Source organism: Candidatus Protochlamydia phocaeensis (genome assembly GCF_001545115.1).
Lineage (GTDB): Bacteria > Chlamydiota > Chlamydiia > Chlamydiales > Parachlamydiaceae > Protochlamydia_A > Protochlamydia_A phocaeensis.
In genome coordinates, this window is the sequence record NZ_FCNU01000007.1 from 118316 (window position 1) to 144798 (window position 26483).

Genomic DNA, 26483 nt, shown 5'->3' on the forward strand with positions numbered 1-26483 from the left:
TTACTATTTATAATTTTTAAAATCCAGCGCGTATGTTTATTTTCACCTTAATTATTCATTTTTGGCGCTGCCATCCGGCTTTATTATATGGAATATCTTTGCTGCTAGGAATTTACAGCAGCCTTTACAGCCTTCCTCATTCTCTTCTTCCGCTAATGGCCTTATGGCTTCCCTTCTTGGTCGCAGTCTATCGGCAAGGCATGTCTTATTTAAAGCCCTTGCTCCTCAGCTTGGCTGTTTTTTTCTCTTCTTGGGCCTATATGTCCGTCCACTATCAATTTCCAGAACTGCCAGAGGAAGGCGTAGGGGGCTTAGCGCATATTTCCATTGATTCCCTGACCCGTCACACCTCTCCCTTTGGAACCAGGTGGATTTATGCTTGCCATTTGCAGCATTTCTTTGCCGATTCCCCTATTTCCCAGCCCCTGGTTGCCAAACAAGTCAAGTGTCTAATCGCTTTACCGCAAAAAGAAGAGATTGAACGTCCGCCGGCCGACCGCGACTATGTTTTAAGAGGAAAGCTGCTTCAGACCGAACAGGGGTCTTATTTCTTAAAAATGCCTCTTTCCTCTTCTTGGCTTGGCGTAGAAGGTTCAGCAAGCTGGGCTGAACGGCGTTACCATTGGAAATCAAAAGCCAAAGAATGGATCCAACATCAGTTTGCCGATGCGATAGCTGGAAAATTTTTAGCTGCCTTAGCGACAGGAGAGCTGGATGAACAATGGATACGCCGGGAATTCGGTCGCTTTGGACTACAGCATATCTTAGCCATTTCCGGCTTTCACTTCGCCATTTTGGCAGGCCTTTTCAGCTTTTTGATCCAATGGATTCTTCCTAGGCGGATAAGCGCCTTTGTGCTGCTGATCGGCATGGCCGCTTATTGTTTATTTTTGGGCATCAACGCTTCGGTTCTGCGCGCTTGGATCATGAGCTCACTAGCCATTGCCGGCTATTTGATAGAAAAGCAAGGAAATGCCCTTAATGCATTGGGAATTGCCTTGATGGCCGTCCTGTTCATCGATCCCCTCTTAAGCCAGACCATCGGTTTTCAATTCAGCTTTTTGACAACCGCCGCCATTTTGCTCGCTTATCATCCCGCCCACATCCTTTTACAAGAGATCATACGCAAAAGGCCGCTAAGCGAAGCAATAGAAATGAATGGATGGAATCAGCATGCCTATTGCCTACTGGCTTTTTTCAGGCAAGGACTCGCGCTTACCTTTGCGGTGAATCTTTTCGCCCTGCCACTCACTCTCTATTATTTTCATCAATTCCCTTTGATGGGACTTTTTTACAATTTATTCTTTCCTTTGCTGATTACCGGATCGTTAAGCTTGTTATTAGCGGGCCTCTTATTTTCCTGGCTCCCGTTTGTAGGAAATGGGCTGCAAGCGTTAAATAATGCGTATACAAAGACGATTTTGCAATTGACGTATCATTTGCCTCAAGAGATGGACAGCTATTTGATCATGGAAACTTTTCCAACCGCATGGCTGGCATTCTATTTAAGTGTGATGGGATTAGCTTGCATTGCCTGGAAAAGCTACCAGGAAAACGAAGAGGAGAAAAAGGATTTTGCCTTTATTTAAAGCAGGCCGAATTCCGGCCCGCTTTTTTTAAAAAAGGGATTAGAAACCGATTGCAGGCCCGCCTGTGCTTTCAATCCATTCAAGCATCTTCTTGGCCCGCTCTTCCGCAGCTGAGGATTGTCCTTCATAACCCAGCCATTTCTTCCATAAAGCCGGCTTAGCATGAAGCGCCTGTACGCCTTGAGTCGCTAAATAGTAATGGTTGCCCTCTTTATCAGTCAGAAGATAAAGCGCTCCGACAAGTTCTTCTGGCACTTTTCCTTGCAGTTGGACATCTTGCAAAGATTGACCGAATTCAGCCTGGGCTGTTTTATAAATGCCAACTTGATTGGCTTTATCGCTGCTGCTTTCAGCCCCGGAAACAAATTTTTCAAATTCTTCTTTTGAATAGGCAGGAACAACTAAGCAGCCATGCTTCATCATGACGCGGACGGTCTCTTCTCTCTTATCCAAGGTATATTGGCGGGCAGGCTCGAACGCTTCGCTTGAAAGCCCTTTTGTTTCGCCGGATTTACGCAAAGGCGTGCAAGGAAGAGGCGTTAGAAAAACCGCTTTTGCCGCTTTAAGCTCGCCGGATTGCAATTGCTTTGCGATCACTTCTTCAATGGCCCCTTGAACGGAAACGCAAACAGCGCGGCAATTGGTATCCGTTCCTTCCATCTCAGCCAGTCCTTTTTTTTCCATCGCATCAATAAAGTCATGCATATTTGCAAAATACTCGGACGCAACCGTCTTGAGCCTTTCGTCTGCATTGATTTCTAAATGAAGGCCCTTGCTGAAATTGGCAACAAAGGCTTGCTGATTAAAAAAATCTGCAGAAGAAGAATCAATTTTTGCTGGATTAGCCAGAGGACCTGACGTAATATTGGTCAGAAACATACACAATCCTGGTTTAAATAATGGATAATGAAAATCTTGTAAGGGAGACGCATAAGGGACAGCTGTAGATAAGGCCAGGTAGGCAAATAAAGGAAGCATAAAAGTTTTCAATTAAATACTTTAGAAATGCTTTCAGCATAAGGTTTGATTCCTTTTTGGTAAAGGCTTCTCTTTGAAATCAAGCAATGGCAGTCCTTTATTTATCGGAAAAATCAAGTCCTTTTCCGATAAAAAAGGACATTTGAGAATAAAAAATGACTTTCTTTTATTTTCAGTTGACGAAAAAGGCCTATTTAGTCTAAAAATGACGTATCTTATCCGATGGCGATCGTAGCTCAGTTGGTTAGAGCGTTGGATTGTGGATCCAAATGTCGCGGGTTCGAGCCCCGTCGATCGCCCATTTCTCTCTTGCGTTTCTCTTTTATTCCTTGTTTAAAAAGCCCTGACATGGCACTCTGGTGCTCTACTTGAACTTCACTCATCTTGGACAGCTATGACGACATGGGAAGCCATTCTTTTAGGGATCATTCAAGGCCTTACCGAATTTTTGCCAATCAGTTCCTCCGGCCATCTGGAGCTAGGCCAGTACTTTTTGGGATTTCAAGACTTGCAAAACTATATTTTCTTTAACTTAGTTTGCCATCTGGGAACGCTTGTTGCGATTGTTTACATGTTCTTTCCTCAATTGAAGCAAAGCCTGACCCAGCAAACGCGCTTTTTGCAAATCTTTTTAGGGACCCTTCCCCTCTTTCCCCTTGTTCTGATCCTAAAACCGCTAAAAGCTGTGTTTGATCAGCCGCAATATCTCGGCATTTGCTTTCTGCTTTCTTCCGCCTTGTTATTTGCCTCCAGTTTTTCTTTACGCTTAACATTGAGCAGCGATTTTTCCAAGCGCCGCTGGTCTGATCCGCTGGCGATCGGACTTTTTCAGGCCGTCGCCGTTCTTCCCGGTGTATCGAGAAGCGGGGCAACGATCTCGGCCGCTAGATTATTGGGTTGGACAAAAGAGGAAGCTATTCAATTTTCTTTTTTATTAGCCATCCCGGCAATTCTGGGAGGGACTGTTTTAGAGCTCTGGCAGATCTGGAAAGCCCCGGCCTCGGATGCGGCTATCAGCTTCGGACAGTTCTTTGCCGGCTTTAGCACGTCATTCATTGTCGGCTGCGCGGCTTTATGGCTGCTGCAACGCATGATGGCGCAAGACAAATTGATTTATTTTGCCTGGTATTGCCTGGGCCTGGGCCTTTTCACTAGTTTTTATTTTAATGTGTTAAATTAATATATGGCGCGAAAAACTAAAGTTGCAAAAAAAGATACAAAAGAGACTCGCCAGCCCATTCCCTGGACGACTACAGAAACGCGTGGGTTCCTTATCCTTTCCTTCGCCGTTATTCTGCTTCTAAGCCTAATGAGCTTTGCCATTGCTCCCGACTCTAAAAATTTGCTTGGACTCATGGGGCACACCCTGGGATGGGCCTTCCATGCTTTTTTTGGCCTATCCAGCTATTTGATCGTGCTTTATATCGGTTGGATCGGATGGCGCTTGCTGTTCAGCAAACCCCTGCATTTTTTATGGCTTAAAAATATTTATGTCGGCGTCTGCATTCTTTCTACCTGCATGCTCCTCAGCGTGATCGAAAGCGACTCTCCCAGCATCGCACAGGCATTAGGCGACACGTTCTATCCGGGCCTTTGGCTAAAAAAGCAGCGCTACCATCTAGGCGGAGCCTTTTTCTTTTACCTCTATCATGATCTGCCGGCTTTCAACTTCAATCATATCTTCAATACTGTGGGCGTCGCCTTAATTTTTTCAAGCACGTTGATTGCTAGCCTGCTGTTTCTATTCAAAATTCGCCTTCTCCACGTCTGCCAATGCTTAATTGAGTTTGTGAAGAAGGAGATAGCCGCCAAGCGCGCCCGTGCGGCCGAAGCGGCTGCACTGCGCGAGGCTGCCGCCAAAGAAGAGAAGAAGGAAAATAAAGAAGACAAAAAGACGGCTAAAGAGGAGGATAAGAAGGCCGCTTCTTCCTCGACCGCTGCTTCCGAGGAGCCGGATAGTGATTTTTTGCGCTTTGTCAAATTGCGCATCCCTACGACTACCCTTCAAGAAGGAGCCTCGAAAGCAGGCCCGCTCTCCCCTGTTCCCCCTGATCTTTTGGCCATTCAGCCGGAGAAAAACCTAAAAGTCCGCCCTTCCGTCTCCCGCAAAGAGCAGTTTGATGACATTGTCGATCCTGACTTATTCGAAGAAACGCTCCCTCCACAGCGCCCCAAGAAACGCGATCCTCTTTTGGAGGCCATTGAGGAACCAGAAGGACGTGAAGCATTCAAAAAAGCGGATCCCTCAAAGGACAACAGTCCGGATGGCAAAGCACGCCGTAGAGAGGCAGCTTTGGCAGCCCAAAGCGTTTATAATGGAGACTTTACCAATTATAACCTCCCCGCTCCTAATCTCTTGAGCAATCCCAAGAAAGTCGACCAGTCTACTCTAAAGAGGGATTTAAAGCGCCAGGCCGAAGTATTGGAGGAAACCCTTCTTAGCTTTGGCATCGAAGCGAAAGTCGGTCAGATCAACTGCGGGCCGACGATTACTTCTTTTGAAGTGCATCCAGCGATCGGCGTCAAAGTGCAAAAAATCAAGACGCTTGACAATGACATTGCCTTAAACATGGAAGCCAAGTCCATCCGGATTATTGCCCCTATTCCCGGAAAGGCTGCGGTGGGAATTGAAGTCCCCAATCCTCAACCTCAAGAAGTTGGCTTTAAAGATATGCTGATGGCCTATCAACAAGGCTCTCAGAAATTCCATATCCCTATTCTTTTGGGCAAAGCGGTTAATGGCGATTACGTCATGAGCGATTTGGCCAAGATGCCCCATTGCATCATTGCAGGGGCAACAGGTTCAGGTAAATCCGTCTGCATCAATACAATTGTGATGTCGATTGTCCTGAATGCTAAGCCCGATCAAATTAAAATGATCATGGTCGACCCCAAGAAGGTGGAATTGACTCCTTATACCCGCCTTCCCCACATGCTGGCTCCCGTCATTACAGAGCCTCAAGGGGCAGCTGCAGCGCTCAGCTGGTTGGTCAAAGAAATGGAGAGCCGTTATGAAATTCTCAAGCTGGTCGGGGTGCGCAATATTGACACTTTCAATAAGCGTACGGTGAATGCTGAATTTGAAGCAACTTTGGGAAAGGAGATCCCTTCCAGCATGCCTTACATCGTAGGCATTATTGACGAGCTGGCGGACCTGATGATGGTGGCCAGCCAAGATATCGAAACACCGATCGCCCGCATTGCGCAAATGGCGCGCGCTGTCGGCATCCACCTGATCTTGGCAACACAAAGACCCTCTAGAGAAGTCATTACGGGATTGATTAAGGCGAATTTCCCGACACGCATTTCATTTAAAGTTGCCAGCCGTGTGAACAGTCAAATTGTTTTGGATGAAACCGGAGCGGAGTCTTTGCTGGGCAATGGCGACATGTTGTTCCTGCCTCCCGGCTCTTCACATTTAGTGCGCGCACAGGGAGCCTTTGTCCGCGATGAAGACATTCAGGCAGTGGTCGATCACATCTGCCAGCAGTCCCCTCCCAATTATGTCATTCAATCATTCGATAACTTTAATGGCCTTGACGGACTGCCTGGCTTGGGAGATGAAGAAATTGAATTGGACAGCCTGTACGATCAAGCGAAAGATATTGTCTTGAGCACGGGAAATGCGTCGACAACGTTTCTTCAGCGCAAACTCAAAATTGGCTATGCGCGGGCAGCCAGCCTGATGGATCAGCTTGAAATGCAAGGAATTGTCGGACCAGCCGAAGGAAGCAAGCCACGCAAAGTATTTGCAGGCAAAGCCAACAGTGCAGCCGAGAACGATCTGTCTGACGAAGAGGCCTTATTGGAATAGGCGGAAAGAGCCTTTGATAAATTTTCTCTATTCAGGCTTTAAATGTTGGTTATCGGATCAATCAGTCAATTAAAGATTTGCTCAGCAGCTCCGCTGCTGGCATATGAACCCGGAGGGAATATGCAACCGGAGAAGCGAATGCAAGAACAAGCCGGGCGCCTTAAATTCATGGGATGGATTTTTATTGGATTGGCGCTTTTTTGCAGCACATGTGCTTATTTCATTCCCACCAATGAAGCCATTTTTTTGTTGTCTTCCAGAAATAAAGAAGGCGTCTACGTTCTTTCAGGGTTCTTTTTTTTCCTGGGACTCTATTGCTTGGGAGCTATTTGGAGAAGGCGGCACTTTTTTTAAAATAGAAGGATGGTGGTTGAAATCGATCCACCCTTCCACTTCTTCTTCACGCAAGCGGCTGAGTTCAAATTGAATGAGACCGTGGCTTGCATTGAGATTCTGAATGAATTCTTGGTTAAGGAACTGGAATCGCTGCAACTGGTCATGAAAATGATGATGAGTAGCGGCATCCATGAGATTGGGGTAGTTTTCTTGAATCAACGTATCTACTTTTTCCAGTTCCTTTAAAAGGTCTTGCTGATGGGCCTGCAAAGGAGCGAGTTCCTCCTCTGAAATCACCTGTCTTGAAACATCTCTTAATTTAGTCGCCGTCTGAATAAGCTCTTCGAAGAGCTGTTTCATTTGATTAATGTACTGCGCGAGACGTTCCATGCTTGGTTGATCCTTTTTCTGCAGGTCAATAAAAAATTTTTATTTATCAAATTCATTCTGAGAAATATTGAGTTTCTGGTCAATCTTTTGCTGATTTCCCTTTATGCGAAAGGAAAAAGGCAAGCATGGCTTTTCTTTAGATAAACTTTTACGCTTTCTCCGGAAAAGTCGAATGGATGCGCTGCATAATCGAATGAATGGCCAAGAGACGGAAATCCTCTCCTTTGTTTAATCTTTTATGCGTTTTCTCCCATTTACTCGAGTAGGCAAAATACGTCTGCTTCAAAGCGTTCAAGGGATAATCCTTTACGCTATTTTCAAAATGCGGAAAGCTTAGCCAAACACGTCCTTTTCCCACTTTTACCTCAACGGCCGCTATTGACTTCTCCTGCGCCAGTCCTTGATAACTTGCCAAGACTTCATAAGGATAAACAGGATTTTTATCGGGCTCAAAATATCCGCCGCCAGCTAAGACCACATAACCGGTGTTCTTCTCATTTTCCAAATCTTTCATTTGAACTTTGACTGCTTCAACAATTGGATGAGAAAAAGGCGAATCGATTAATGGCCCGATTCCTTTGCCAGAAAAAAAATTAAAGCCTCTTTCATGGTTTGCGCAATAGGTGCTCGATGTATACTCGCTTCTTTGACACAAGCAATAAGCTCCTGCACAAGCAGCGAATACCTTGCCTCCATTTTCGACAAACTGGCGGGTTTTTTCCACAATGCCTGATGTGTTTACCCATGTCCAATCACTGCATTTGCCCCCCGGCAGCACAAATAAAGAATTAGAGGCGTTCCATTGATCGGGAACAACGCCTGCATTATCAATCAAATTTAATGCGCTAGCGGGAAAATGCACCTGCAGAAGCTTTTCCAAGTTCTCTACTCCCGTTCGATCCACTCCTTGATAGGATTCTCCCTCTCCTTTAAAAAGATAAATGGAAGAAAGCCCTAAGTTCATATCCGAAACCATTATTAAGCACCCCTATTAAATATATTTCTTATTTTTTTAAGACAGTAAACACATAATTCGAGACAATAAGCACATAATAAAGCGGCTATCATTTTGAGACAGCCCCCTAACCAAAAAGGCTGTACCCCTTTGGCAAAGGCTTGATCAAAACCAACGAAGTACCCAAGCCAGGTAGCTCCTAAAATTAAAATACAGGCAAAACCTGCCGTTAAACTTATTATTTTCCACCCTATCTTGGATGGTTTCTTATAGGCTAAAAGAGATCCCGACACGTAAGCGGCGCAGACGAATCCCAATAAATATCCTCCGCTAGCATGTAGATACCACACCGCATCAGCCTTTCCTCCCGATAAGACGGGAAATCCCAAAGTAGCAAGCATAAGATAAAGCAAGACAGAACAGACCGCCTGTTTCAAGGGCTGCAGCAGGATAAGGAGGAAGATGGCGAATACTTGCAAGGTAACGGGAATAGGCGTGTGGGGAAGCTCAATAGAAAGGGGTGAAATTGCCGCTAAAAATAAGGATCCAGCCAAAATTGAAAGGCCGGCTTTAATATAGCCCCTCCCTTTAGCTTGCGCGTGCTTTAGCGTAAGGGAAGCATTTATTAAATCTTTCATAGTTAATTATTCTATTCATTTAGTTGATTATTAGATCGATAAATATAGGAGTTTTAATTTAAAATGACAAGTCTAGTTTAAAAAGTTAATTCAATCAAATTGACAAATTTTTATTTTACAAAGCAATCGTCCGGACTATTGTCTTCTTTTAAAATGACAAATGAGCGAATTTTAAGTTATGGAAAAAGCATAATTTTTGAGTTTACATGGGCATAAAATAGCCAATATGATAAAACCTAAGCTCTTTATTATATTAATTGCCGGCAGATGAACCGATCAGCTCCTCTAATGGCGATTCGGCTTTTGTAAGGCCCATTTAGAAATATTTCATCGCTTAAAATAGGCTAAGACACATGAAAGGCTTTTGCCCCTTAGCATCGGGCTCTAAAGGAAATTGCATTTATTTGGGGACAGCTCAGACCAAAGTCTTAATTGATGCTGGCATCAGCGCTAAGGCCATTCAAGCGCGCTTGGCTGAAATTAATGTGGATTTGACGGAAATAGATGCGATTTTAATTACCCATGAACACACAGATCATATTCAAGGACTTAAAATACTGGCCTATAAAATGGGCATTCCTCTATTTGCCAACCATGAGACAGCAAAGGGAATTGTCGATGCCTTTCATGACTGTCCTAAATTTAAAATTTTTTCAACAGGCGAGCCTTTTGAATTTGGCGACCTGGAGATTCATCCTTTCAGCATTCAGCATGACACGCTTGATCCGGTTGCCTTTACGATTCGCACGAGTGATTTGAAGCTGGGATTTTGCACAGACTTGGGATTTGCCACTTCGCTTGTGCAAGCGCATTTGAGAGAGTGCGATTACCTTTATGTAGAGGCCAATCACCAGCCTTCAATGGTTTATGCCTCGCCGCGCCCTATGGTTTATAAGCAGCGCGTGCTGAGTCGCAGCGGCCACTTATCCAATGAAGCGTGCGGCAATCTGCTCGCGCAAGTGTACCATCCCAAGCTCAAGCACGTCCATTTAGCCCATTTGTCTAGCGAATGCAATAGTCCTGAGACAGCTTTAACGGTCATTGGAAATATTTTAAAGGAGCATGGCATCCAATTAGACATGTGCGTGGCACCGCAAGAAAAAATCAGCAAGGCCATTTATTTCTAAAGTCGGACGTGTCGTCCATTGGACTTAGGCATTTCTTGCTAAGAATTGAATGACACGCTTAGAAAACACTCCATTCGCTTCTTCAAGCTTTAACATATACTCTAACAGGGAACCCGGCAAAGAATCACATTGCCTTCTCATTAAAGCACCCCTAGCGCTTTGGTAAAAAGCCCCCCTCCTCCACTCTTTGCATAAAGCCTTTCTTGAGGAGTCTTGCAAGTGGACATCATTATAAAGACCTTCTGCCCATACAACTTGCAATCTGTACTTGCTCTCTTTTAAGGAAAACGAGCTGCTTAATTTTTAACAACCTGAATTTGGAGTTTTTTTGTCTTTTGGACTGACGGGAAAGCTCTTGCCATTTGTTCCTTTCCGCAGCTTTGACGCAGTCGAAAGAGCAAAAAAACTCCAAACTTAAGGTAATATAAAATTAAAACTTACAACAAACTTAAGAGGAGAATAAAAATGAAAATAAAAAACAAAAGGCCTTTTTTTCTGAAATAAATAGGCCTTTTGCTAGGAAAGAAAGATTTTATAAAGGCAGCGAAGCCTTGATTTAATGAGAAAAAAAATCCTTGATTTTATCTAAAAATCCCTTGCGCTTGGGCAGATTGTTCGGTCCTTCCAAATTGCTGAACTCTTGCAGAAGCTCTTTTTGCTTGTCGCTTAAACGCGTCGGCGTCTCAACAAAGATGCGGACAAGCAAGTCGCCTTTGCCATGACCATGAACATTGGGGAAGCCTTCGCCTTTTACGCGGAAAATTTTCCCATTTTGAGTTCCTTCGGGAATCGTAATGCGACAGGTGTGGCCCATGGGTGAAGGGACCTCTTTTTTGCAGCCAAGCGCAGCTTCCGCAAAGCTAATAGGCAAATCAATGATGACGTCATTGCCTTCGCGTTCAAAAATCTCATGAGGCTCGACGTTGATAAAAACGTATAAATCTCCTGGAGGTCCTCCGCCTTGGCCCGCATCACCGTAACCGCTCATTTTCAAGCGCATGCCGCTGTCAACGCCCGCAGGGATATGCACTTTAATGTGCTGCTTCTCTTTGACGACGCCTTCTCCATGACAGTTCTTACAAGGATCTGTGACAATTTTCCCCTCTCCCTGACATTTGGGGCAGGTCATTGTCATGCTGAAAAAGCCGCGCTGTTCAAACACTTGGCCTCGTCCACCGCATTGATTGCATGTTTTGACGCCTTGGGCCGAATTTGCCCCCTTGCCATTACATGTGGTGCAGGTTACATAGTTGGAAATGACCAATTCCTTATCCACGCCTTTGGCCGCTTCTTCAAACGATATCGTAATATTGACGCGTTTGCTCGCTCCTTGACGCGCTCCTCTTCCGCCTTCTCGTCCGCTAAACTCGCCTCCGCCTCCTCCACCGAAGAAGTCGAAAATGCTCTCGCCTCCTCCGCCCATGCCGAAAGCTCCCATAAATGTGCGCAAAGCCTCATCCATGGAGGAGTATCCTTGGAATCCAGGTCCACCCGCTCCTTGCAGCCCTTCTTTACCGTAACGATCATAGGCTTGTCTTTTCTTTTCATCGCTCAAGACTTCATAAGCTTCTGAAATTTCTTTGAATCGCTGTTCCGCTTTTGCATCGCCAGGATTTTTATCGGGATGATATTGGACGGCTTTTTTCCGATAAGCTTTCTTGATTTCCTCTGCAGTTGCATTACGAGAAACTTCTAAAATGTCGTAATAGTCAGCCATAACGATCAACTACTTTATCGTGAGAATTAAAATTATTTGAACTTCCGCTACAGTTTAGCATAGAAGTAATTTTTAAGACAAGAATTTAGCACTTTAAACAACTAAGCGCTAAAAAGAAAAGTATTTTTGGTCTCCTTATTAACTCATCAAATGAGCTTAATAAAGAACAAGGGGGGAGGATAAATGTCCTTTCCCCTTAAAGACGTAGATGAACAAACTAACGCTGCTTCTTATATTTCAAAGCTGCTTTAGATTTAGCGCGTTTTTTAATTGAAGGTTTAGAATAAAAACGATGTGCTTTTACAGATTTCATGACTCCTTCTTTATCAAGACGCTTTTTTAAAGCACGGAGTGCTTTATCAATAGAATCGCCTATGCGAACTTTTACAAGTGACATTGAAATGAATCCTAATTTCTAAATGTTAAATTGTATTGATTAACAACTCATTAGAGCATATTTAATCAAGCAATATTTCTTGTCTTATACAGATAGGAATAATGCTACCTGAAAGAGGGGATATTAATCAAATAAAAAGAACACTTCTACTATTCTTAAATCCCAAAATAGATGGATAACTGCATAAATTTGCCAATTGGCTTGAAGTTATTTGCCGACAACGCAAGCACGCGCGCTTTATTCCTCTGAGAAGTGGCATAAGCCGTCGTCTAATGACCTAGATTCGCTTTCTTCCTCATCGGAAAAAAAAAGAACACGTTATGATGGGATTTAATACACCCTCTAAGAGACTGCCGTAAACATTAAGACTTATCCGCTTGCCGTTTCTTCTCGCGTTCGGCCTCTGTCTCTCTTAGATAAAGCAGATCGATCGGCTGTCCGGGCTCTTTCCATAGTCCCCTCTGATAAGCAGCTTCCACGCTGAAAGCCAGCGCCTCGACAGAAGGGGGTCTTTCTTCCCACTGCCAGGGGTTATTTGGATAAAGAGCGTCCAGCTTGGCTTTAAGCGTTTGATAAGATGGGCTGACCAAATGTGAGACTTCGTCCGTTAGAATATTTTTGATATCTTCTAGTGGGGAGAGTATGGGTTCGCTGAGGTAGCGAACGCCTTCATCCGATCGATAGCCCTTTCGCACATAGGCCCCGCCAATTTTAGCATCAATAATGGCAGCAAAGGCGATATTATTCTCTGTGGGGACAAATCCGTCCAAGCTACATACGCCGATTAGAGGAAGATTCCAACTGAAGGACAAGGCTTGAGCAACAGATACTCCCATACGGATTCCCGTATAAGATCCCGGTCCGATTCCGACTCCAATACAAGTCAGCTCCGTAGGAGAGACATCCAAATCTTCCATAGCGGCAGCCAGTTCGGGCATCAGAAACTTAGATTGCGCAGACCCAAAAGGAAGCTCTTGGGCAAAGACCACTTCCAATTGATTTAAGCAAGCAATCACGCCTCTTTCCGTGCTTGTTTCTATGAGTAAGATATACATAAACTAATATAGCTCTATTTTACTGGGGACAATAATTTTTTCTAACGTACGGACAAAGAAATTATCGGTCATTCCGGCGATGTAATCGATCACCATTTGAACCGAACTTGTCTGCGATAAATATTTTTCATTTCGCTTATGCAAGTAATTTTTCCATAAATAACTTTGTTCTTTGCCAGCTTCCAAATCTTCTAACAGCCATTCAAATAAAATCCGATAGCTATGCTTAATTTTTGAAGATTCTACTTTAAGCTTTGGGTGAACATAGATTTGCTTAAAGTTGAAGCGCCGTAGCGTTCGCAAAGCCTCATACGATTTCTCTGAAATGGCAATATAGTCTTTATTATAGCTATGTTGGATAATATCCGCGGCCAATACTCCGAGGATCTCGCGGTTGGTTGTCCCTAAAAACGTTTGCGGAATATCTTCCCGTTTGAGAATGCCTAAGTTAATGGCATCTTCAATATCGCGCCCAATATAGCTCATCGTGTCGCATAATTTGACCAAACAGCCTTCTAACGTGCCGGGCATAATATTATTGTCCGGATGGCTTTTCTTTTGCTTTTTTTCTCTAAAGTGATCGTCCCACGTCTTGCCAAAGGAAGGGGCTAAAACAGGTCCGCCCATTCCTCCGTCATGACAGAGGAATCCGTCATAGACTGCCAGCCCTAAATTAAGCGGTTCGATTTCGGTAAATAACCGACAGGATTGCAGAGGATGGCAAAAAGGGCCATTATCGTGTTCAATAGATAAGGCCGATAAATACCCCTCTCCTTCATGTCCAAAGGGAGCATGCCCGACATCGTGTCCCAAAGAGATAGCTTCCACCAAATCCAAATTTAGCCGCAGAATTTCCGCGATCCCGCGCGCAAAGCTGCTTACGAGCTGAACATGCAAGCTGCGATGAGTAATATGGTCATTTTCTACTAAATAGACGACTTGCGTTTTATCAACATAGCGAGAATAAGCCTTTGAGTGAAGAATGCGGTCTACGTCTCTTTTATAAGGCATGCGGTGATCGTCTTCTGCTCCTTCAAAGCGCGTGTGATTTTTTGAAAAAGCTGCCTGAGGAAAAAGCAAATCCTGCTCTTTTTGTTCGGCAACTTGACGATAATAAGCCAAGGTATCGATTGCTTGATGCTTGGATGCATCAATTTGAGCTTGAGACATAATAAATTCCTTTTTTCCTAATTAAAGCCTTTAAAGAGCACACTCGCATTAAATAGACCGATTATAAAAAGACGTAAGAAAGTTTCTTAAAACTGCTACTGCCCTATTCGATTTCTTTTCATCCTGTCCCAATAGGTTTATTATGAGTTTTAATGCCCCTCTAAAGAGAAAGCCCTTTCCCTTGCTTACCAAAATCAGGCTAATAAAAAGAGTATAACAATTAATCGCTAATTTTTCTATTTTCTTATTATGCCTAAAGAAAAGACTGAATTTTGAGAGCCTCTTTGGAGAATATTTATAAAAGAGTCCTAAAAGAACTCGACGCGAATCTAGGTCATTAACCCCCATCACCACTCTATTTGAGATTATTTTCTTTAGAAGGGAGAGGATCTAAAGGCTTAGCCATTTCAGGCATTTAAGAACTCTCTCAAGAAAAGAATTGAACTTCGCTTCATAAAACACTTCGATTGAATAATTTCCCTTAAATGGGTAAACTAATTGCACTGGCAAAATTCTCCAAAAGTTGCAACAGAAGATACTCTATCCATTGGACAGCTAAAAAGGAGAATAGTAAGAGCGCTGGATAACTTTCTCTTTTAGCAGTCAATCCATGAACATTTCCGCCTCTTATGCGATTGCCTTAACACTCATTAACATCAATTATTAGGATGCTCAATGTTGAATCAAGAACATGATGATAGCTCTTTAGAAATGGAACTTGAAAATGCCGTGATGAACTCTCTTGAAGAGAGTCAACACGCCAAAAAGATCACGCAGCTTCCAGAGCAAATTCATATTTTCCCCCTGATTCGCCGTCCTTTTTTTCCTGGCATGGCAGCTCCACTTTTGATTGAGCCAGGGCCTTTTTATGAAGTATTAAAGGTAGTTGCTAAATCCGAGGCGAAATGTGTAGGTCTCTTGCTGACCCGCTCTGAGAACATGGACATTTACAAGGTAGGATTTTCAGATCTTTATGAGGTCGGTGTATTAGCTAGAGTGTTGCGCATTATTCCTATGGAACAAGGCGGAGCTCAAGTCATTTTAAATATGGAAAGGCGCCTCAAAGTGATCGAGCCGGTGGCCGACTCCAAGACTTTAAAGGCGAAGGTCGCTTATTATGAAGACGATCCTTCCTTAACGACCGAGTTGAAAGCTTATGCGATCAGCATTATCTCAACGATTAAAGAACTGCTCAAGCTCAATCCTTTATTTAAAGAAGAACTTCAAATCTTTTTAGGCCATTCGGACTTTACCGAACCTGGCAAGTTAGCCGATTTCGCGGTGGCCTTAACGACTGCGTCTAGAGAAGAGCTGCAAGATGTGCTGGAAACTTTTGACATTCAGCGACGGATTGACAAGGCCCTCATTCTTCTAAAAAAAGAATTAGACATTAGCATCTTACAGAACAACATCAATCAAAAAATTGAAGCGACCATCAATAAGAGCCAAAAAGACTTCTTTTTAAGAGAGCAGCTAAAGACTATTAAAAAGGAATTAGGCATTGAGCGTGACGACAAATCTTTAGACCGCGAAAAATTCGAAGCCCGCATTAAAGAGCGCGTCATTCCACCTGATGTCTTAAAAGTCATCAATGAAGAGCTGGAGAAATTAAGCGTACTAGAAATGCAATCTGCTGAATATAGCGTCTCCCGAGGCTATTTAGATTGGCTGACTATTATTCCTTGGGGAATTTATAGCCAGGAGCATCATGATTTGGAAGAGGCCGAGAAGACTTTAGCCGAAGACCATTATGGACTTGAGGACATCAAACAGCGCATTTTAGAATTCATCGGCGTTGGCAAATTGGCAAAGGGAGTACGGGGAAGCATCATTTGCTTAGTCGGTCCGCCAGGAGTGGGCAAGACAAGCATTGGAAAGAGCATTGCGCGAGCGTTGAATCGCAAGTTCTATCGCTTTTCTGTAGGAGGCATGCGCGATGAAGCGGAAATTAAAGGGCACCGCCGCACTTATATCGGAGCGATGCCCGGAAAAATGATTCAAGCCTTGAAGTATTGCCAGACAATGAATCCTGTCATTATGCTAGATGAAGTGGACAAGATGGGCAGAAGCTTCCATGGAGATCCCGCTTCGGCTTTGCTGGAGGTTTTGGATCCCGAACAAAATGCGGAATTCTTAGACCATTATTTAGATGTCCGTTGCAACCTATCCGATGTCTTGTTCATTGTGACAGCCAATGTCTTGGATACGATTCCCGAACCGCTCAAAGACCGTATGGATATCCTGCGCCTATCGGGGTATATCATTCAAGAAAAGATTGAGATCGCCAAAAAATATTTGATCCCCCGCAACCGTAAAGAAATGGGCTTAAAAGCAGCGGAAGTATCTTTTACAACTGAAGCCCTAAGGACAATGATCAATGGCTACGCACGTGAATCCGGTGTAAGGAATCTTGAAAATTTGATCAAAAAGATTTTACGCAAAATTGCCGTCAGAATTGTTCGCGAGCAGCAAGAGTTTGAAAAAACGCAGGCCAAGAAAAAGCGAGGGGCCAAGAGCAAGACTCCATTGAAGCTGCCTCCGGTCAAACACTCCATTACGCCGCTGAACTTAAAAGACTATCTTGGCAAACCTGTCTTCACAAGCGATCGCTTCTATGAAAGAACGCCTGTGGGCGTCTGCATGGGCCTTGCCTGGACAGCCATGGGAGGGGCGACACTTTACATCGAATCGATTAAAGTAGCAGCCGAAAAAACAGGAATGAAGCTGACGGGCCAAGCAGGCGAAGTCATGAAAGAATCCGCCGAAATCGCTTGGAGCTATCTGCATAGCGCCATTCACAAATATGCCCCCGGCTATACTTTCTTTGAAAAGTCCCAGGTACACATTCATATTCCAGAAGGAGCCACTCCCAAAGATGGCCCTTCAGCCGGTATTACAATGGTGACTTCCTTGTTATCGCTCTTATTGGATACCCCCGTGTTGGACAATTTAGGCATGACAGGAGAATTGACTTTGACGGGACGTATTTTGCCTATTGGTGGAGTAAAGGAGAAAATGGTGGCTGCGCGCCGCTCGGGCTTAAAAGTACTCATTTTCCCCAAAGACAATCTGCGCGATTATGAGGAATTGCCCGAGTACATTCGAAAAGGGCTCGTGATGCACTTTGTCGAGCATTATGATGAAGTCTTTAAAATCGCATTCCCAACAAAAATGCAAGTAAAACTCTAATTCAAAGCGTTAAAGTAAAGAGAAGGTCTGTGCTTTCTCTTTGCTTTCGTTTAAAGATAAGGCCTTATTTTGCTATAACTATAAAGGATGAAGAAAGACGCCTATTTGACCCATCCCATTAAATTGGCATGCTGAATTGGCTTTTCCCTAGGCTTGCTCGGTCAGTTAAAAACTCAGATTCAATGCTCAGGTTAACAGCCTGGATTCCAAATTATTGTCTTTCTAGAGGAAAAGAACTTGAATTTAGGCCATCGGCAATTTCAAAATAGCCTTTAAAGATTCCTTAAATTTATTATTCATGCCACAATACAGAATAAAAAGAGAAATGAACGATGCCCACTGAAGCTTCCCTTATTCCTTGGTCTATTGCCTGCAAAGAAAAAGTCATTGTGCCGGAGCAACTAGCCGACTTCATTCACGGCTTGCGCCGACAAGGCAAGCGGCTGGTCACTTTGAATGGCTCGTTTGATTTGCTCCATGCCGGTCATTTGCAAATCATTTTTGAAGCTTCGCAACTGGGAGATGTATTAATTGTCGCCCTTAATACCGATCAATCTATTAAGCAATATAAAAGCCCTAAACGCCCGCTTATTCCCCTGGAGTACCGCATGCAAATGATGGCTGCACTAGGTTTTGTAGATTATGTGACTTGGTTTGATGAAACAGATCCGTGCCGCCTCTTGTCTATCATTAAACCCGACATTCACGTCAATGGATCAGAATATGGGGAAAATTGCATTGAAGCAGACACTGTCAAGGCCGGTGGGGGAAGAATTCACATTGTTCCTCTTATACCCGGCCTATCCACCTCTTCTATTATCCGAAAAATACAAGAGGAGTCTTCCGCATGCGCTTGATTGGAACGCTAAACGATGAACAAAAAGGATTGGCCTTTTCTTCTTTTCTCAATCAAAAAGGCATTTCCCATCAATTGGAGCTGCATCCCAATACCGATTGGGGAAGCCATGAATATGGCACTAGCCAATGCAGAATATGGATTCGGGATGAAGATCAAGTAGAAGAAGCTTTAAAATGGTATGAGCTTTTTTTGGAAAATCCTCAAGATCCAGCTTTTCAACACACCATTTCCCAGCCTTTAGCTCCATTTTTTATCCCTGCTGCCGCTTCCCAAACCGCCAATTTTGAAAAGGCACCGCCGGCTTCCCCGCCTATTCCTCAAACAGCCGGAACAGAAACAAGATGGGAGAAACAGTCCATGGGATGGATAACAAGGGGCTTTTTAATTCTTTGCTGCTTGCTTTTTTTAGCCACCCAGCTCATCAAGCCTTCCTTTCGCATGCCATCCGATATGCCTGCTTTGACCCTTTTTGCCTCCCCGGTTGAGAAAACCTTAATGTATGATTATCCTCATTTCTATGAATTGATCGACCGATTTATTCAGCTGTATGGCTTTGAAGGATTGGAAAACCCGCAAGAGGTTCCCAAAGAAGGACGTTTGCTTTTGAACAAAATCAAAGAAACTCCATTTTGGCAAGGTTTTTACAATATTGCTCTTACAAAAGGCTTTTCTTCCCTCTTGCCTGAGTTCTTGCAAGCTCCTTTATTTGAAAAAATCCATCAGGGGCAAATATGGCGCGTATTCACGCCTGTTCTTTTGCATGGCGATATCTTTCACTTGCTTTTCAACATGTTATGGCTGATTGTGCTAGGTAAGCAGATCGAGCAGCGCCTCCGGCCCTTTTCTTATTTATGTTTTATTCTCATTTTAGGCATTTTTTCGAATACAGCCCAATATTTAATGGGTGGAGCAAATTTTATCGGCTTTTCAGGCATTTTATGTGGAATGTTGACCTTTATTTGGATGAGGCAGCGATATGCTCCTTGGGAAGGGTATCAACTTGACCGCTTAACCATTCTCTTTATGCTGATCTTCATTGTTGGAATGGCTTTTATTCAATTGCTCTCCTTCTTCTTGGAAAAGTCTTTGCAATTAGCAATCGCTCCCAATATCGCCAATATGGCGCATCTAACAGGAGCAGCCATCGGAATAGTGTTTGGAAGGCTAAACGTCTTTAGTTGGAGGCATTCTTAGTATGTCCGTAAGGGATTTGACAATTTTAGGCTGTTCAAGTCAACAGCCGACGCGCTTTCGCAACCATGGGGCCTATTTATTGCGCTGGAATGACGAGGGCCTGCTATTTGACCCTGGCGAAGGCACGCAGCGCCAATTTATTTATGCCAATGTTGCCCCTACAGTCGTCAATCGCATTTTTATTTCTCATTTCCATGGAGACCACTGCTTGGGGCTGGGATCCATCCTCATGCGATTGAATCTGGATAAAGTCACCCATCCCATTCACTGCTATTATCCTGCTAGCGGAAAAAAATATTTTGATCGCTTGCGCTACGGCACTATCTATCATGAAAGAATCAATGTCGTCGAGCATCCTGTTTCACAAGCCGGCCTAGTCGAAGATGACGGCCATTTCCGTATTGAGGCTGCCTTCTTAGAGCATGGAGTGGAAAATATCGGCTGGAGAGTGACGGAACCCGACACGCGAAAATTCGACATCGATAAGCTTAATCAGCATAAGGTCAGAGGCCCTCTTGTCAAGGAATTGCAAGAAAAAGGCCGCCTTATCATTGATGGAAAAGAAGTCACCCTTGACGAGGTCAGCTGGATCAGAAAAGGAGACAGCTTCGCCATTGTCATCGACACGCTTCCTTGCCAAAGCGCCATTGACATTGCCCACGGAGCCAACATTCTGCTTTGCGAAAGCACTTATTTGGAAGAGCATAAAGATTTAGCCATGATGCATCATCATATGACGGCTAAACAGGCCGCTACGATTGCCAAGCAAGCGCAGGCCAAGCAGCTCATTTTGACGCATTTTTCGGCCCGCTATCAAAACTTGAAATTGTTTGAAACCGAAGCCAGGTCTATTTTTCCCAATACTTTTATTGCAGACGATCTCATTACCTTTCCTTTTCCCAAAGTGAATGTTAAACCTTGAGGTGCCTTGTGTTTATTGCCGCTTGCTACCGCTTTTTAGAGCACTTGAAAGTCATTAAAAATGCATCCGAGCATACAGTCCGCAACTATGCCATCGATTTAAATTGCTTTAAATCTTATTTAGAAAAGGAGTGGCTTGCTCATGCCAAGCCTGATCAATTGCCTGAAAAAATCGCTTTTAATGACGCTTACGATAAGCGGTCGGTATTATTTGACAACCAATTGGCCTTAAATAAAATAGATAGGAAAACCATTCGCGGCTTTCTAGCCTGGCTGAGCTTAAATAAGCAAAATAAGCGGACAGTAGCCAGAAGGCTCTCTTCCCTTCGCAGTTTTTTCAAGTATGTCCAATCACAAAAAATGATCGACAATAATCCTACAGATGAACTGGACAGCCCTAAATTAGATAAAAAACTCCCTACCTCCTTATCTTACGAGCAAGTCAGCCACCTCTTTGATCAACCGGACACCTCTACTTATTTGGGATTCCGCGATAGAACGATCATGGAGCTTTTTTACAGCTCTGGCTTGCGCGTCAGTGAGCTTGTCGCCCTTAACCGCCAAGACTTTGATTACGAGAATTTGACTATTAAATTAAAGGGAAAAGGGAAAAAAGAACGCATTGTCCCCATTACGAAAAATGCCGCCGAGTGGATTAAGGCTTATTTAGAGCATCCGGAACGCCATAGAGACTCTGAAATTCATTACGCGCAAATCGATCCAAAAGCCATTTTCCTCAATAAGCTGGGAACGCGATTGACTACACGCTCGGTTGATCGCAAGTTTGACCTCTACTTAACCCGCAGCGGCCTAGCTGGCAAAGTCACGCCACATACGATCCGCCATACCATAGCCACCCATTGGCTAGAAAACGGCATGGACTTAAAAACCATTCAAATTCTCCTTGGCCATAGTTCTTTAGCCACCACAACTATTTACACGCAAGTTTCTACAAAGCTAAAGAAAAAAGTCTATGATGAAGCCCATCCTCGAGCTTAAGCAAAATTTTAACCTCCTTAAAATTTCGCTTAAGTCTAGAGACCATCGTCGATTCATAGATCACGTTCTTGTCTCCTAGGGAAAAATACTCCTGACTATAGACAATGCGCAATTCGACGGCAGGCTATCTCCTGCTTATTTCGGCAACTTTTCTTATTTATTTATTATTAATTTAAAATTTATCATTTTTTAATAAACCCTCTCTACAACTCCTCATTTTAAACAAAACAGAGAGAGAAAACTTGGCGATAAAAAGTTGCATTTAAATTAAAGTCAACTTATCCTTCACCTCCTTATTCAATAAATTAATAAACAATTAAAAGAATTATCATGACAGATATTTATAATCTTCAGTTGAAAACCATTTCGTATGGACTTGATAATGGAAATAATCTCGTTTATGAAGAGGAAAGCGGCAGCTTTTTCACGGTTGGATTACCTACTAATAGTGGAATTTATCAAAATGATCCAACCCTTATTCGCGAGAAAATAAAAAGATTTATCACAACCAATAAAAATTTTTTACAGCCGGAACTTTTAGCACAAGTAAAAGTTAAGTTAGATAATAAAATTCAAAAAATTGAATCTAAATCAATCAGTCTTCTCGATTTTATCAAGTATATTTTTAATTTTCTTAATTTTTCACGTCTTCCAGAAGATCAATTAAATAATAGAGCTTTTTTACGCGATCTCAAATGCTTGGTTGAAGAAGCGATCGAACATTTACGCGTCATGCATACGGGAAGAACGCCTGTTCCAGTTTCTAATCCTTCCCTTTCCTCTCCATTATTAGGACAGGATGACCAAGCGGGACAGTTGCCAATTACTCCAATTCCTTCTTTTGTCCCTCCTCCTCCTGTATTAAATTCAACAACTCCTACGCTCCCCTTGAATCCTCCTCCTATTCTACCGCCTCTCAATCCCCTTATTCCCAAGCCTCCTTTGACCTCCCCAGTAAATCAGTCTGGCTCAACAAACCAGTCAGAAATGCCGACAAGCGTTCCGCCACCGCCGCCTCATAAATTTGGCATTCCTCTTCCTCCCTCCCTCACTCCAACTGATCATGCCCTTAAATTTCCAAATGAACCGGAGCCTTTGAAGTTTGGATTAACCGATTATACTAAAAAACCCATAGAAGAAATTGAACAGCAGATCTTAGCGATTGATGCGTATATTGAACAAATGGGAAAAGCCATCGCGCCCTTTGAAAAACAGGTCAATCTAGCAGAAGAACTTAAAAGAGGATTAGAAGAAGATTTAATTCCAGATTTTCTAAGCAAAGAAAAAGAGGTTAAACGATTAAAGCAAAACTTAGCTCTTTTGCAGCAAGCAGATGAGACCTCCCCTATTCTTCTTTATTATCTTGAAAATGATAGTAAAGCATTAGCCATTCCTTATTTTGCAGACGCGCGCTATGATGACATACAAAAAAGAGCGGTTGAGCTTCAACAAGAAATGGAATTAAGAAAACAAGAATTAAATGAGTTAATTTCGAAACTTGAGGGAAGGCTGGATTTAGATCCTGCCCAGCAAGAATTGCTTACAAAATATACCCAAGAGAAAGAAAAGCTTGAGAATACAGCCGCCTTTAGATTAGACCTAGATAACTTAAAAGTTTCCAAGGCCATTCCGAATCTCCAAGCGCAGATTTTCCTATCTGAGAAAGAGAGTGAAGAGTGGAAGATTAAAGTCGAGCAGCATCAGAGAAAATTAGACGCAGTTAGTAAAGGGAAAATTCAGGGCATTGAATTCTCTCAAATCCAACCCATGCTTGTTCGCAGAAAAAAATTAATTGATGATTGGGCAAGGGTAAGGAAGTCGCGTAGGCAGTTCATAGACAATAAGAACAAAGGCAAATCTGTTCTTCCGCCCAAGCCTAAGGCCGAAAATGTCAGCCATCCGATTAATCAAGAATATCCTGAGCTAGACCTGCTCAATGACTTGAAAAAGAATGGAATGTTATATTCTCAGTTCCAACGCAAACCAGAGCTTACCCATCCTAGGCTTCATCCAAAAGATCCTATTGCACAAACTAAATAATCAGGTTGAATCCTGATTGATATTGATCACGAACCGACAGGTGAGCTTCTGCCCAAATCAGTAGCGATAGATCAAGCGGATTGAGAAGAAGATTTTTCAATCCGCCTGATAATTAGCCATTCGAAGGCAGTTTCTTAGAGGGTGCATGAAAACTTTTAAATCAAAAAGGATATTAAAATGCGTATAGTAGGATTTAATCCCCAGATTAGCGTTGAAACTTTTCAAACCTTTGTGCAATCCCAGGCATGTGAAGAAGAAGTTAAACAGGTGGCTTTTGCAGCTTTGGCTAAAAATAAATTAGAAGACTTGACGAAAGGCCTTAGCTTGGAATTGACAACCAAGATACAAAACTATGCAAATGAGCGCGCCCAGCACATCACGGCATGCATACGCCAGCTAAACCAGCTAGGAGATTGTAGGGATGATCTTTTGTCTCTTTCCGCAGATTACAGAGAATCTAAAAAGGCACTGGAAAAAGCTCAAGAGGCGTTCTTCGCATTCCATACTTTAGACAGCCATGCTACCGAACAAATTGAGAAAGATCTTGAATCAAAAAATGAAAAAATAGCGGCTAAAATTAAGAAATTCGAAAAAGCCTACAATAATTGCGTTGCGCAAAGCCCAATTGCCTCTGTTATACAGGCATCCGACGAACTGGATAGCCTCCTAAAACAAGACTCAAGCGATTTCCAAGCTGAAGGCTTAAATGAAGAGGAGCAAAAAATTATAAGCGCTCGAGAAAAAGCAAAGGAACAAGCCATTGCTCATCTTAACCTAACACTGACTGCTTTTTTTGTGGAAGGCTTACCCTTTTCCAACTTAAAAGATATAAATACATATTTTAATTCTACCCAACGCTTTTTAGAGATCTTTAACGAACAAGTTCTCATTGCAGAAAAAAAAGCCAAGGAACTCCTTCTTAAGAAGGAGGTTGAAAAGCAAGATAAAACCGAGGCTAACAGAAGCATTCTTTTAGAAAAATTAGGATCGTATCACTCTTTTTATGAACGTCTTCTTCTTGACGATCGTTACCAAGGCTATTGCCTTAAAAAGAAAGAGGCTTATAGTCAATTGACTCAACTGAGCGGTTTTTGTCTCTTATCTGAACTCATCCAACATCCCAAAACAACAACCGAAACGAAAAACAAGCTCTATCGTACAATCCAAGTGATCAACAATTAACATTTATTAGAAAGGTATGTTAAGACCGCTAATGATTCGAATTCTTTTCTCCTAGAGAGAAAATAATCTCAACTATAGGTCATTAGCGGCTTTAAAATAGCTTCTTAGAGCTTAATCAGTTACAGATATCGTAAGGATATAAATTTTTATGGCAAATTCCTCTTGCACGTTGGATTTTGCAAGAGATGAATGGATATACGGAGAAGTCAAAGCTGAAAATTCCTCTCTTAAGAAAGAGAGAGACGAGCTTAAAGCTGTGATTGAGCAGTTAGCGGATTGCAGATCTTAAATCCTCAACTAAAGCAACATTCAAACAATCGTTTCACCCCTTCCTCATCAGACCAAAAGTCAACTATTCCTGCAGCGCCAAATGACAAATCATTTGGCGGAAAAAGCATTAACGCTTGTGATTGCCAGGAAGCTTTGTTTTGGAAGCCGTTCAGCATATAGCAAATCCTCGAGAATAGCCATGCCAAGTTGCACAGAAACTCTTCAAGGCAAAAACACCTATTTTAAATTTTCTACGACATCTTGCAAGCCTATCGCTTAGAAAATCCACCTCCCCTATTTGTGGCTAGATAACTGGTTTAGAGTGACAATACCTATGATTGATTAATTTAGGATGAGCGAAAATCTCTAAAAGCATTAGCTTTTATTTGTTATATAAAATATAATTATATTGATAAAATTTTACAGTAATAAAATCTATGAAAATAAAATTCATAACAAATACTCTTCCTAATAATTATTCAATCCCTATTCCTATGTCTGGTTTAGAGGAAACTAAAACAAAGAATGGAAGAACATATGCATTATTAGGGCGATCAGAAAAGACCTATCTTTTTGGTCAAAGAGCTTGGCATGGAATTCGTGCCTTGGCTAAAACAGTGTTGACTTTAGGTATAGGATTGCTATTTGAGACAACTCAATCAGATTGGAAAGTTTTCTGGACAGGTAAAAAAGTTGCCATTATCTACAAGAGAATTTTCTTACCTTTTATCTCTCCCTTATCTACACAAGCTCCTCTGAATCCAACCGATCAAGTGTTAAAAAAAGGAGGGATTCAAAATGGGGGAAATAGTTGTTATATGTCCGGAGCTCTGCAATGGTTTAATGCCATTTTTTCCCCTGATATTTTCCAATTTAAAGAAATAAAAAGAAAAGACACTGAGAGTGAGGAAGTATTTGAGTTAAAAAAACAAGCTATCCCACTGGCTTTAAATATTTTAGAAAAGATTAATCAGGGATTGACTATTAGCGGAGAGGAAGTTAATTCTTTGCGAAGAGTTTTAATAAAAAAAATCAATTTACAAACTGGCAGTCAACTAAATCAAAAAGCAGCAGGTTATCCTCGTTTGATATATGGCTATTTATGTGATATTTTCGATATCCCTCCTTTTTACTATGAAAGGAAAAGAGGAAGTAGAACGCTGAAGATAACAGAAAATTTAATTCCAATTAATGCCAGAGCGGATTCAAAAAATGAAAATCACGGACCTATCTTTCCTCTAGAGCATCTGGGCAATGATCACTATCGAGATACACGAGATATAAAAAGGATTGGCTCTGAAGAAAGACCCGAAAAACTTATTTACGAACTATTCAGAGAAGAAAATTTTATTGATAAAGAAGTTAGATTGCCATTGACTATCGAGCTAACAGACAATCCCAATCCCTCCCTTATAGAATCGCCTTATCACCTTCAAGGGTGTTTATTAAATACTGGCCATGTCTATGTTTATCTTAAAGAAAAGACAGAGCAGGGTTGGCAATGGGTTAAATATGATGATGAGAAAGTGAGTTATAATATCCCTGAAGAACAAGTGTTGAAAGAAGCAAGCCTATATAGCGAATCATTGATTTATTCTAAAAGTTAGCGCACTTAGAGAGCGTATTAACCCCCTCATAATCGATAGTTGAGACTATTTTCTTC

General features: G+C 42.5%; 21 protein-coding genes and 1 tRNA gene. 14 read left to right on the forward strand and 8 right to left on the reverse strand.

Annotation, left to right across the window (positions count from 1 at the left end):
• Positions 1–32 precede the first annotated feature (32 nt).
• A complete protein-coding gene (locus BN3769_RS01460) occupies positions 33–1589 on the forward strand; it encodes a ComEC/Rec2 family competence protein (RefSeq protein ID WP_068466829.1) in 1557 nt (518 codons plus the stop codon).
• Between the two features lie 39 nt (positions 1590–1628).
• Here the strand turns inward: BN3769_RS01460 and BN3769_RS01465 are convergent, their stop codons facing one another.
• Positions 1629–2567, reverse strand: coding sequence for a hypothetical protein (locus BN3769_RS01465; protein ID WP_068466831.1), 939 nt, complete (start codon positions 2565–2567; stop codon positions 1629–1631).
• A gap of 225 nt (positions 2568–2792) precedes the next feature.
• Here BN3769_RS01465 and BN3769_RS01470 point away from each other — a divergent pair.
• The 3 genes from BN3769_RS01470 to BN3769_RS01480 all read left to right on the forward strand — a co-directional run bounded on the left by BN3769_RS01470 (position 2793) and on the right by BN3769_RS01480 (position 6381).
• Positions 2793–2866: transfer RNA gene (locus BN3769_RS01470), tRNA-His, on the forward strand.
• 95 nt (positions 2867–2961) lie between these two features.
• Positions 2962–3747 carry an undecaprenyl-diphosphate phosphatase gene (locus BN3769_RS01475; RefSeq protein ID WP_068466833.1) on the forward strand — a complete coding sequence of 262 codons (786 nt, stop codon included), beginning with the start codon at positions 2962–2964 and terminating at the stop codon, positions 3745–3747.
• A gap of 3 nt (positions 3748–3750) precedes the next feature.
• The gene (locus tag BN3769_RS01480; RefSeq protein WP_068466835.1) at positions 3751–6381 is read left to right on the forward strand and encodes an FtsK/SpoIIIE family DNA translocase; all 2631 of its coding nucleotides are present in this window, start codon (positions 3751–3753) and stop codon (positions 6379–6381) included.
• Between the two features lie 285 nt (positions 6382–6666).
• Here BN3769_RS01480 and BN3769_RS01485 read toward each other — a convergent pair whose 3' ends face one another.
• The 3 genes from BN3769_RS01485 to BN3769_RS01495 form a co-directional block, all read right to left on the reverse strand.
• On the reverse strand, positions 6667–7107 hold the full coding sequence (locus BN3769_RS01485) for a hypothetical protein (protein ID WP_154017773.1): 441 nt from the start codon (positions 7105–7107) through the stop codon (positions 6667–6669).
• A gap of 148 nt (positions 7108–7255) precedes the next feature.
• Complete coding sequence (locus tag BN3769_RS01490) at positions 7256–8083, reverse strand: BPL-N domain-containing protein (protein WP_068466839.1); 828 nt, start codon at positions 8081–8083, stop codon at positions 7256–7258.
• Between the two features lie 2 nt (positions 8084–8085).
• Positions 8086–8700 (reverse strand): biotin transporter BioY, encoded by a 615-nt coding sequence (locus tag BN3769_RS01495; RefSeq protein ID WP_068466841.1) that lies wholly within the window; start codon positions 8698–8700, stop codon positions 8086–8088.
• Positions 8701–9053: 353 nt separating this feature from the next.
• On the opposite strand from BN3769_RS01495, the gene BN3769_RS01500 reads away from it, so the two are divergent.
• Positions 9054–9827, forward strand: coding sequence for an MBL fold metallo-hydrolase (locus BN3769_RS01500; RefSeq protein ID WP_068466843.1), 774 nt, complete (start codon positions 9054–9056; stop codon positions 9825–9827).
• 556 nt (positions 9828–10383) lie between these two features.
• Here BN3769_RS01500 and dnaJ read toward each other — a convergent pair.
• From dnaJ to BN3769_RS01525, 4 genes are all read right to left on the reverse strand, one after another.
• The gene (gene dnaJ / locus BN3769_RS01510; RefSeq protein ID WP_068466846.1) at positions 10384–11544 is read right to left on the reverse strand and encodes a molecular chaperone DnaJ; all 1161 of its coding nucleotides are present in this window, start codon (positions 11542–11544) and stop codon (positions 10384–10386) included.
• Positions 11545–11761: 217 nt separating this feature from the next.
• A complete protein-coding gene (gene rpsU / locus BN3769_RS01515; protein WP_011175017.1) occupies positions 11762–11941 on the reverse strand; it encodes a 30S ribosomal protein S21 in 180 nt (59 codons plus the stop codon).
• 362 nt (positions 11942–12303) lie between these two features.
• On the reverse strand, positions 12304–12996 hold the full coding sequence (gene tsaB, locus BN3769_RS01520; RefSeq protein ID WP_068466848.1) for a tRNA (adenosine(37)-N6)-threonylcarbamoyltransferase complex dimerization subunit type 1 TsaB: 693 nt from the start codon (positions 12994–12996) through the stop codon (positions 12304–12306).
• A 3-nt stretch (positions 12997–12999) separates the two neighbouring features.
• A complete protein-coding gene (locus tag BN3769_RS01525) occupies positions 13000–14166 on the reverse strand; it encodes a deoxyguanosinetriphosphate triphosphohydrolase family protein (protein ID WP_068466851.1) in 1167 nt (388 codons plus the stop codon).
• A 675-nt stretch (positions 14167–14841) separates the two neighbouring features.
• Here BN3769_RS01525 and lon point away from each other — a divergent pair.
• The 9 genes from lon (at position 14842) to BN3769_RS01570 (ending at position 26427) form a co-directional block, all read left to right on the forward strand.
• Positions 14842–17355 carry an endopeptidase La gene (lon, locus tag BN3769_RS01535; RefSeq protein ID WP_068466855.1) on the forward strand — a complete coding sequence of 838 codons (2514 nt, stop codon included), beginning with the start codon at positions 14842–14844 and terminating at the stop codon, positions 17353–17355.
• A 332-nt stretch (positions 17356–17687) separates the two neighbouring features.
• On the forward strand, positions 17688–18212 hold the full coding sequence (locus BN3769_RS01540; RefSeq protein WP_068466857.1) for an adenylyltransferase/cytidyltransferase family protein: 525 nt from the start codon (positions 17688–17690) through the stop codon (positions 18210–18212).
• On the forward strand, positions 18203–19408 hold the full coding sequence (locus BN3769_RS01545; RefSeq protein WP_068466859.1) for a rhomboid family intramembrane serine protease: 1206 nt from the start codon (positions 18203–18205) through the stop codon (positions 19406–19408). Before BN3769_RS01540 ends, BN3769_RS01545 begins: the two co-directional genes overlap by 10 nt.
• Before the next feature lies 1 nt (position 19409).
• Entirely contained in the window at positions 19410–20330 is a 921-nt protein-coding gene (locus BN3769_RS01550; RefSeq protein WP_068466862.1) for a ribonuclease Z, read from the forward strand.
• Positions 20331–20338: 8 nt separating this feature from the next.
• Positions 20339–21328 (forward strand): tyrosine recombinase XerC, encoded by a 990-nt coding sequence (locus BN3769_RS01555; protein WP_068466864.1) that lies wholly within the window; start codon positions 20339–20341, stop codon positions 21326–21328.
• A 330-nt stretch (positions 21329–21658) separates the two neighbouring features.
• The gene (locus BN3769_RS01560; RefSeq protein WP_068466866.1) at positions 21659–23368 is read left to right on the forward strand and encodes a coiled-coil domain-containing protein; all 1710 of its coding nucleotides are present in this window, start codon (positions 21659–21661) and stop codon (positions 23366–23368) included.
• Positions 23369–23545: 177 nt separating this feature from the next.
• Positions 23546–24550 (forward strand): hypothetical protein, encoded by a 1005-nt coding sequence (locus tag BN3769_RS01565; RefSeq protein ID WP_068466868.1) that lies wholly within the window; start codon positions 23546–23548, stop codon positions 24548–24550.
• A 148-nt stretch (positions 24551–24698) separates the two neighbouring features.
• The gene (locus BN3769_RS14615) at positions 24699–24839 is read left to right on the forward strand and encodes a hypothetical protein (protein WP_154017774.1); all 141 of its coding nucleotides are present in this window, start codon (positions 24699–24701) and stop codon (positions 24837–24839) included.
• A 418-nt stretch (positions 24840–25257) separates the two neighbouring features.
• Positions 25258–26427 (forward strand): ubiquitin carboxyl-terminal hydrolase, encoded by a 1170-nt coding sequence (locus BN3769_RS01570; protein ID WP_068466870.1) that lies wholly within the window; start codon positions 25258–25260, stop codon positions 26425–26427.
• Positions 26428–26483 lie beyond the last annotated feature (56 nt).

Bases quoted from the DNA above. Each gene is read 5' to 3' on its own strand.
- BN3769_RS01460 (WP_068466829.1), top strand. From the start codon at position 33: ATGTTTATTTTCACCTTAATTATTCATTTTTGGCGCTGCCATCCGGCT.
- BN3769_RS01465 (WP_068466831.1), bottom strand. From the start codon at position 2,567: ATGCTTCCTTTATTTGCCTACCTGGCCTTATCTACAGCTGTCCCTTAT.
- BN3769_RS01475 (WP_068466833.1), top strand. From the start codon at position 2,962: ATGACGACATGGGAAGCCATTCTTTTAGGGATCATTCAAGGCCTTACC.
- BN3769_RS01480 (WP_068466835.1), top strand. From the start codon at position 3,751: ATGGCGCGAAAAACTAAAGTTGCAAAAAAAGATACAAAAGAGACTCGC.
- BN3769_RS01485 (WP_154017773.1), bottom strand. From the start codon at position 7,107: ATGGAACGTCTCGCGCAGTACATTAATCAAATGAAACAGCTCTTCGAA.
- BN3769_RS01490 (WP_068466839.1), bottom strand. From the start codon at position 8,083: ATGGTTTCGGATATGAACTTAGGGCTTTCTTCCATTTATCTTTTTAAA.
- BN3769_RS01495 (WP_068466841.1), bottom strand. From the start codon at position 8,700: ATGAAAGATTTAATAAATGCTTCCCTTACGCTAAAGCACGCGCAAGCT.
- BN3769_RS01500 (WP_068466843.1), top strand. From the start codon at position 9,054: ATGAAAGGCTTTTGCCCCTTAGCATCGGGCTCTAAAGGAAATTGCATT.
- dnaJ (WP_068466846.1), bottom strand. From the start codon at position 11,544: ATGGCTGACTATTACGACATTTTAGAAGTTTCTCGTAATGCAACTGCA.
- rpsU (WP_011175017.1), bottom strand. From the start codon at position 11,941: ATGTCACTTGTAAAAGTTCGCATAGGCGATTCTATTGATAAAGCACTC.
- tsaB (WP_068466848.1), bottom strand. From the start codon at position 12,996: ATGTATATCTTACTCATAGAAACAAGCACGGAAAGAGGCGTGATTGCT.
- BN3769_RS01525 (WP_068466851.1), bottom strand. From the start codon at position 14,166: ATGTCTCAAGCTCAAATTGATGCATCCAAGCATCAAGCAATCGATACC.
- lon (WP_068466855.1), top strand. From the start codon at position 14,842: ATGTTGAATCAAGAACATGATGATAGCTCTTTAGAAATGGAACTTGAA.
- BN3769_RS01540 (WP_068466857.1), top strand. From the start codon at position 17,688: ATGCCCACTGAAGCTTCCCTTATTCCTTGGTCTATTGCCTGCAAAGAA.
- BN3769_RS01545 (WP_068466859.1), top strand. From the start codon at position 18,203: ATGCGCTTGATTGGAACGCTAAACGATGAACAAAAAGGATTGGCCTTT.
- BN3769_RS01550 (WP_068466862.1), top strand. From the start codon at position 19,410: ATGTCCGTAAGGGATTTGACAATTTTAGGCTGTTCAAGTCAACAGCCG.
- BN3769_RS01560 (WP_068466866.1), top strand. From the start codon at position 21,659: ATGACAGATATTTATAATCTTCAGTTGAAAACCATTTCGTATGGACTT.
- BN3769_RS01565 (WP_068466868.1), top strand. From the start codon at position 23,546: ATGCGTATAGTAGGATTTAATCCCCAGATTAGCGTTGAAACTTTTCAA.
- BN3769_RS14615 (WP_154017774.1), top strand. From the start codon at position 24,699: ATGGCAAATTCCTCTTGCACGTTGGATTTTGCAAGAGATGAATGGATA.
- BN3769_RS01570 (WP_068466870.1), top strand. From the start codon at position 25,258: ATGAAAATAAAATTCATAACAAATACTCTTCCTAATAATTATTCAATC.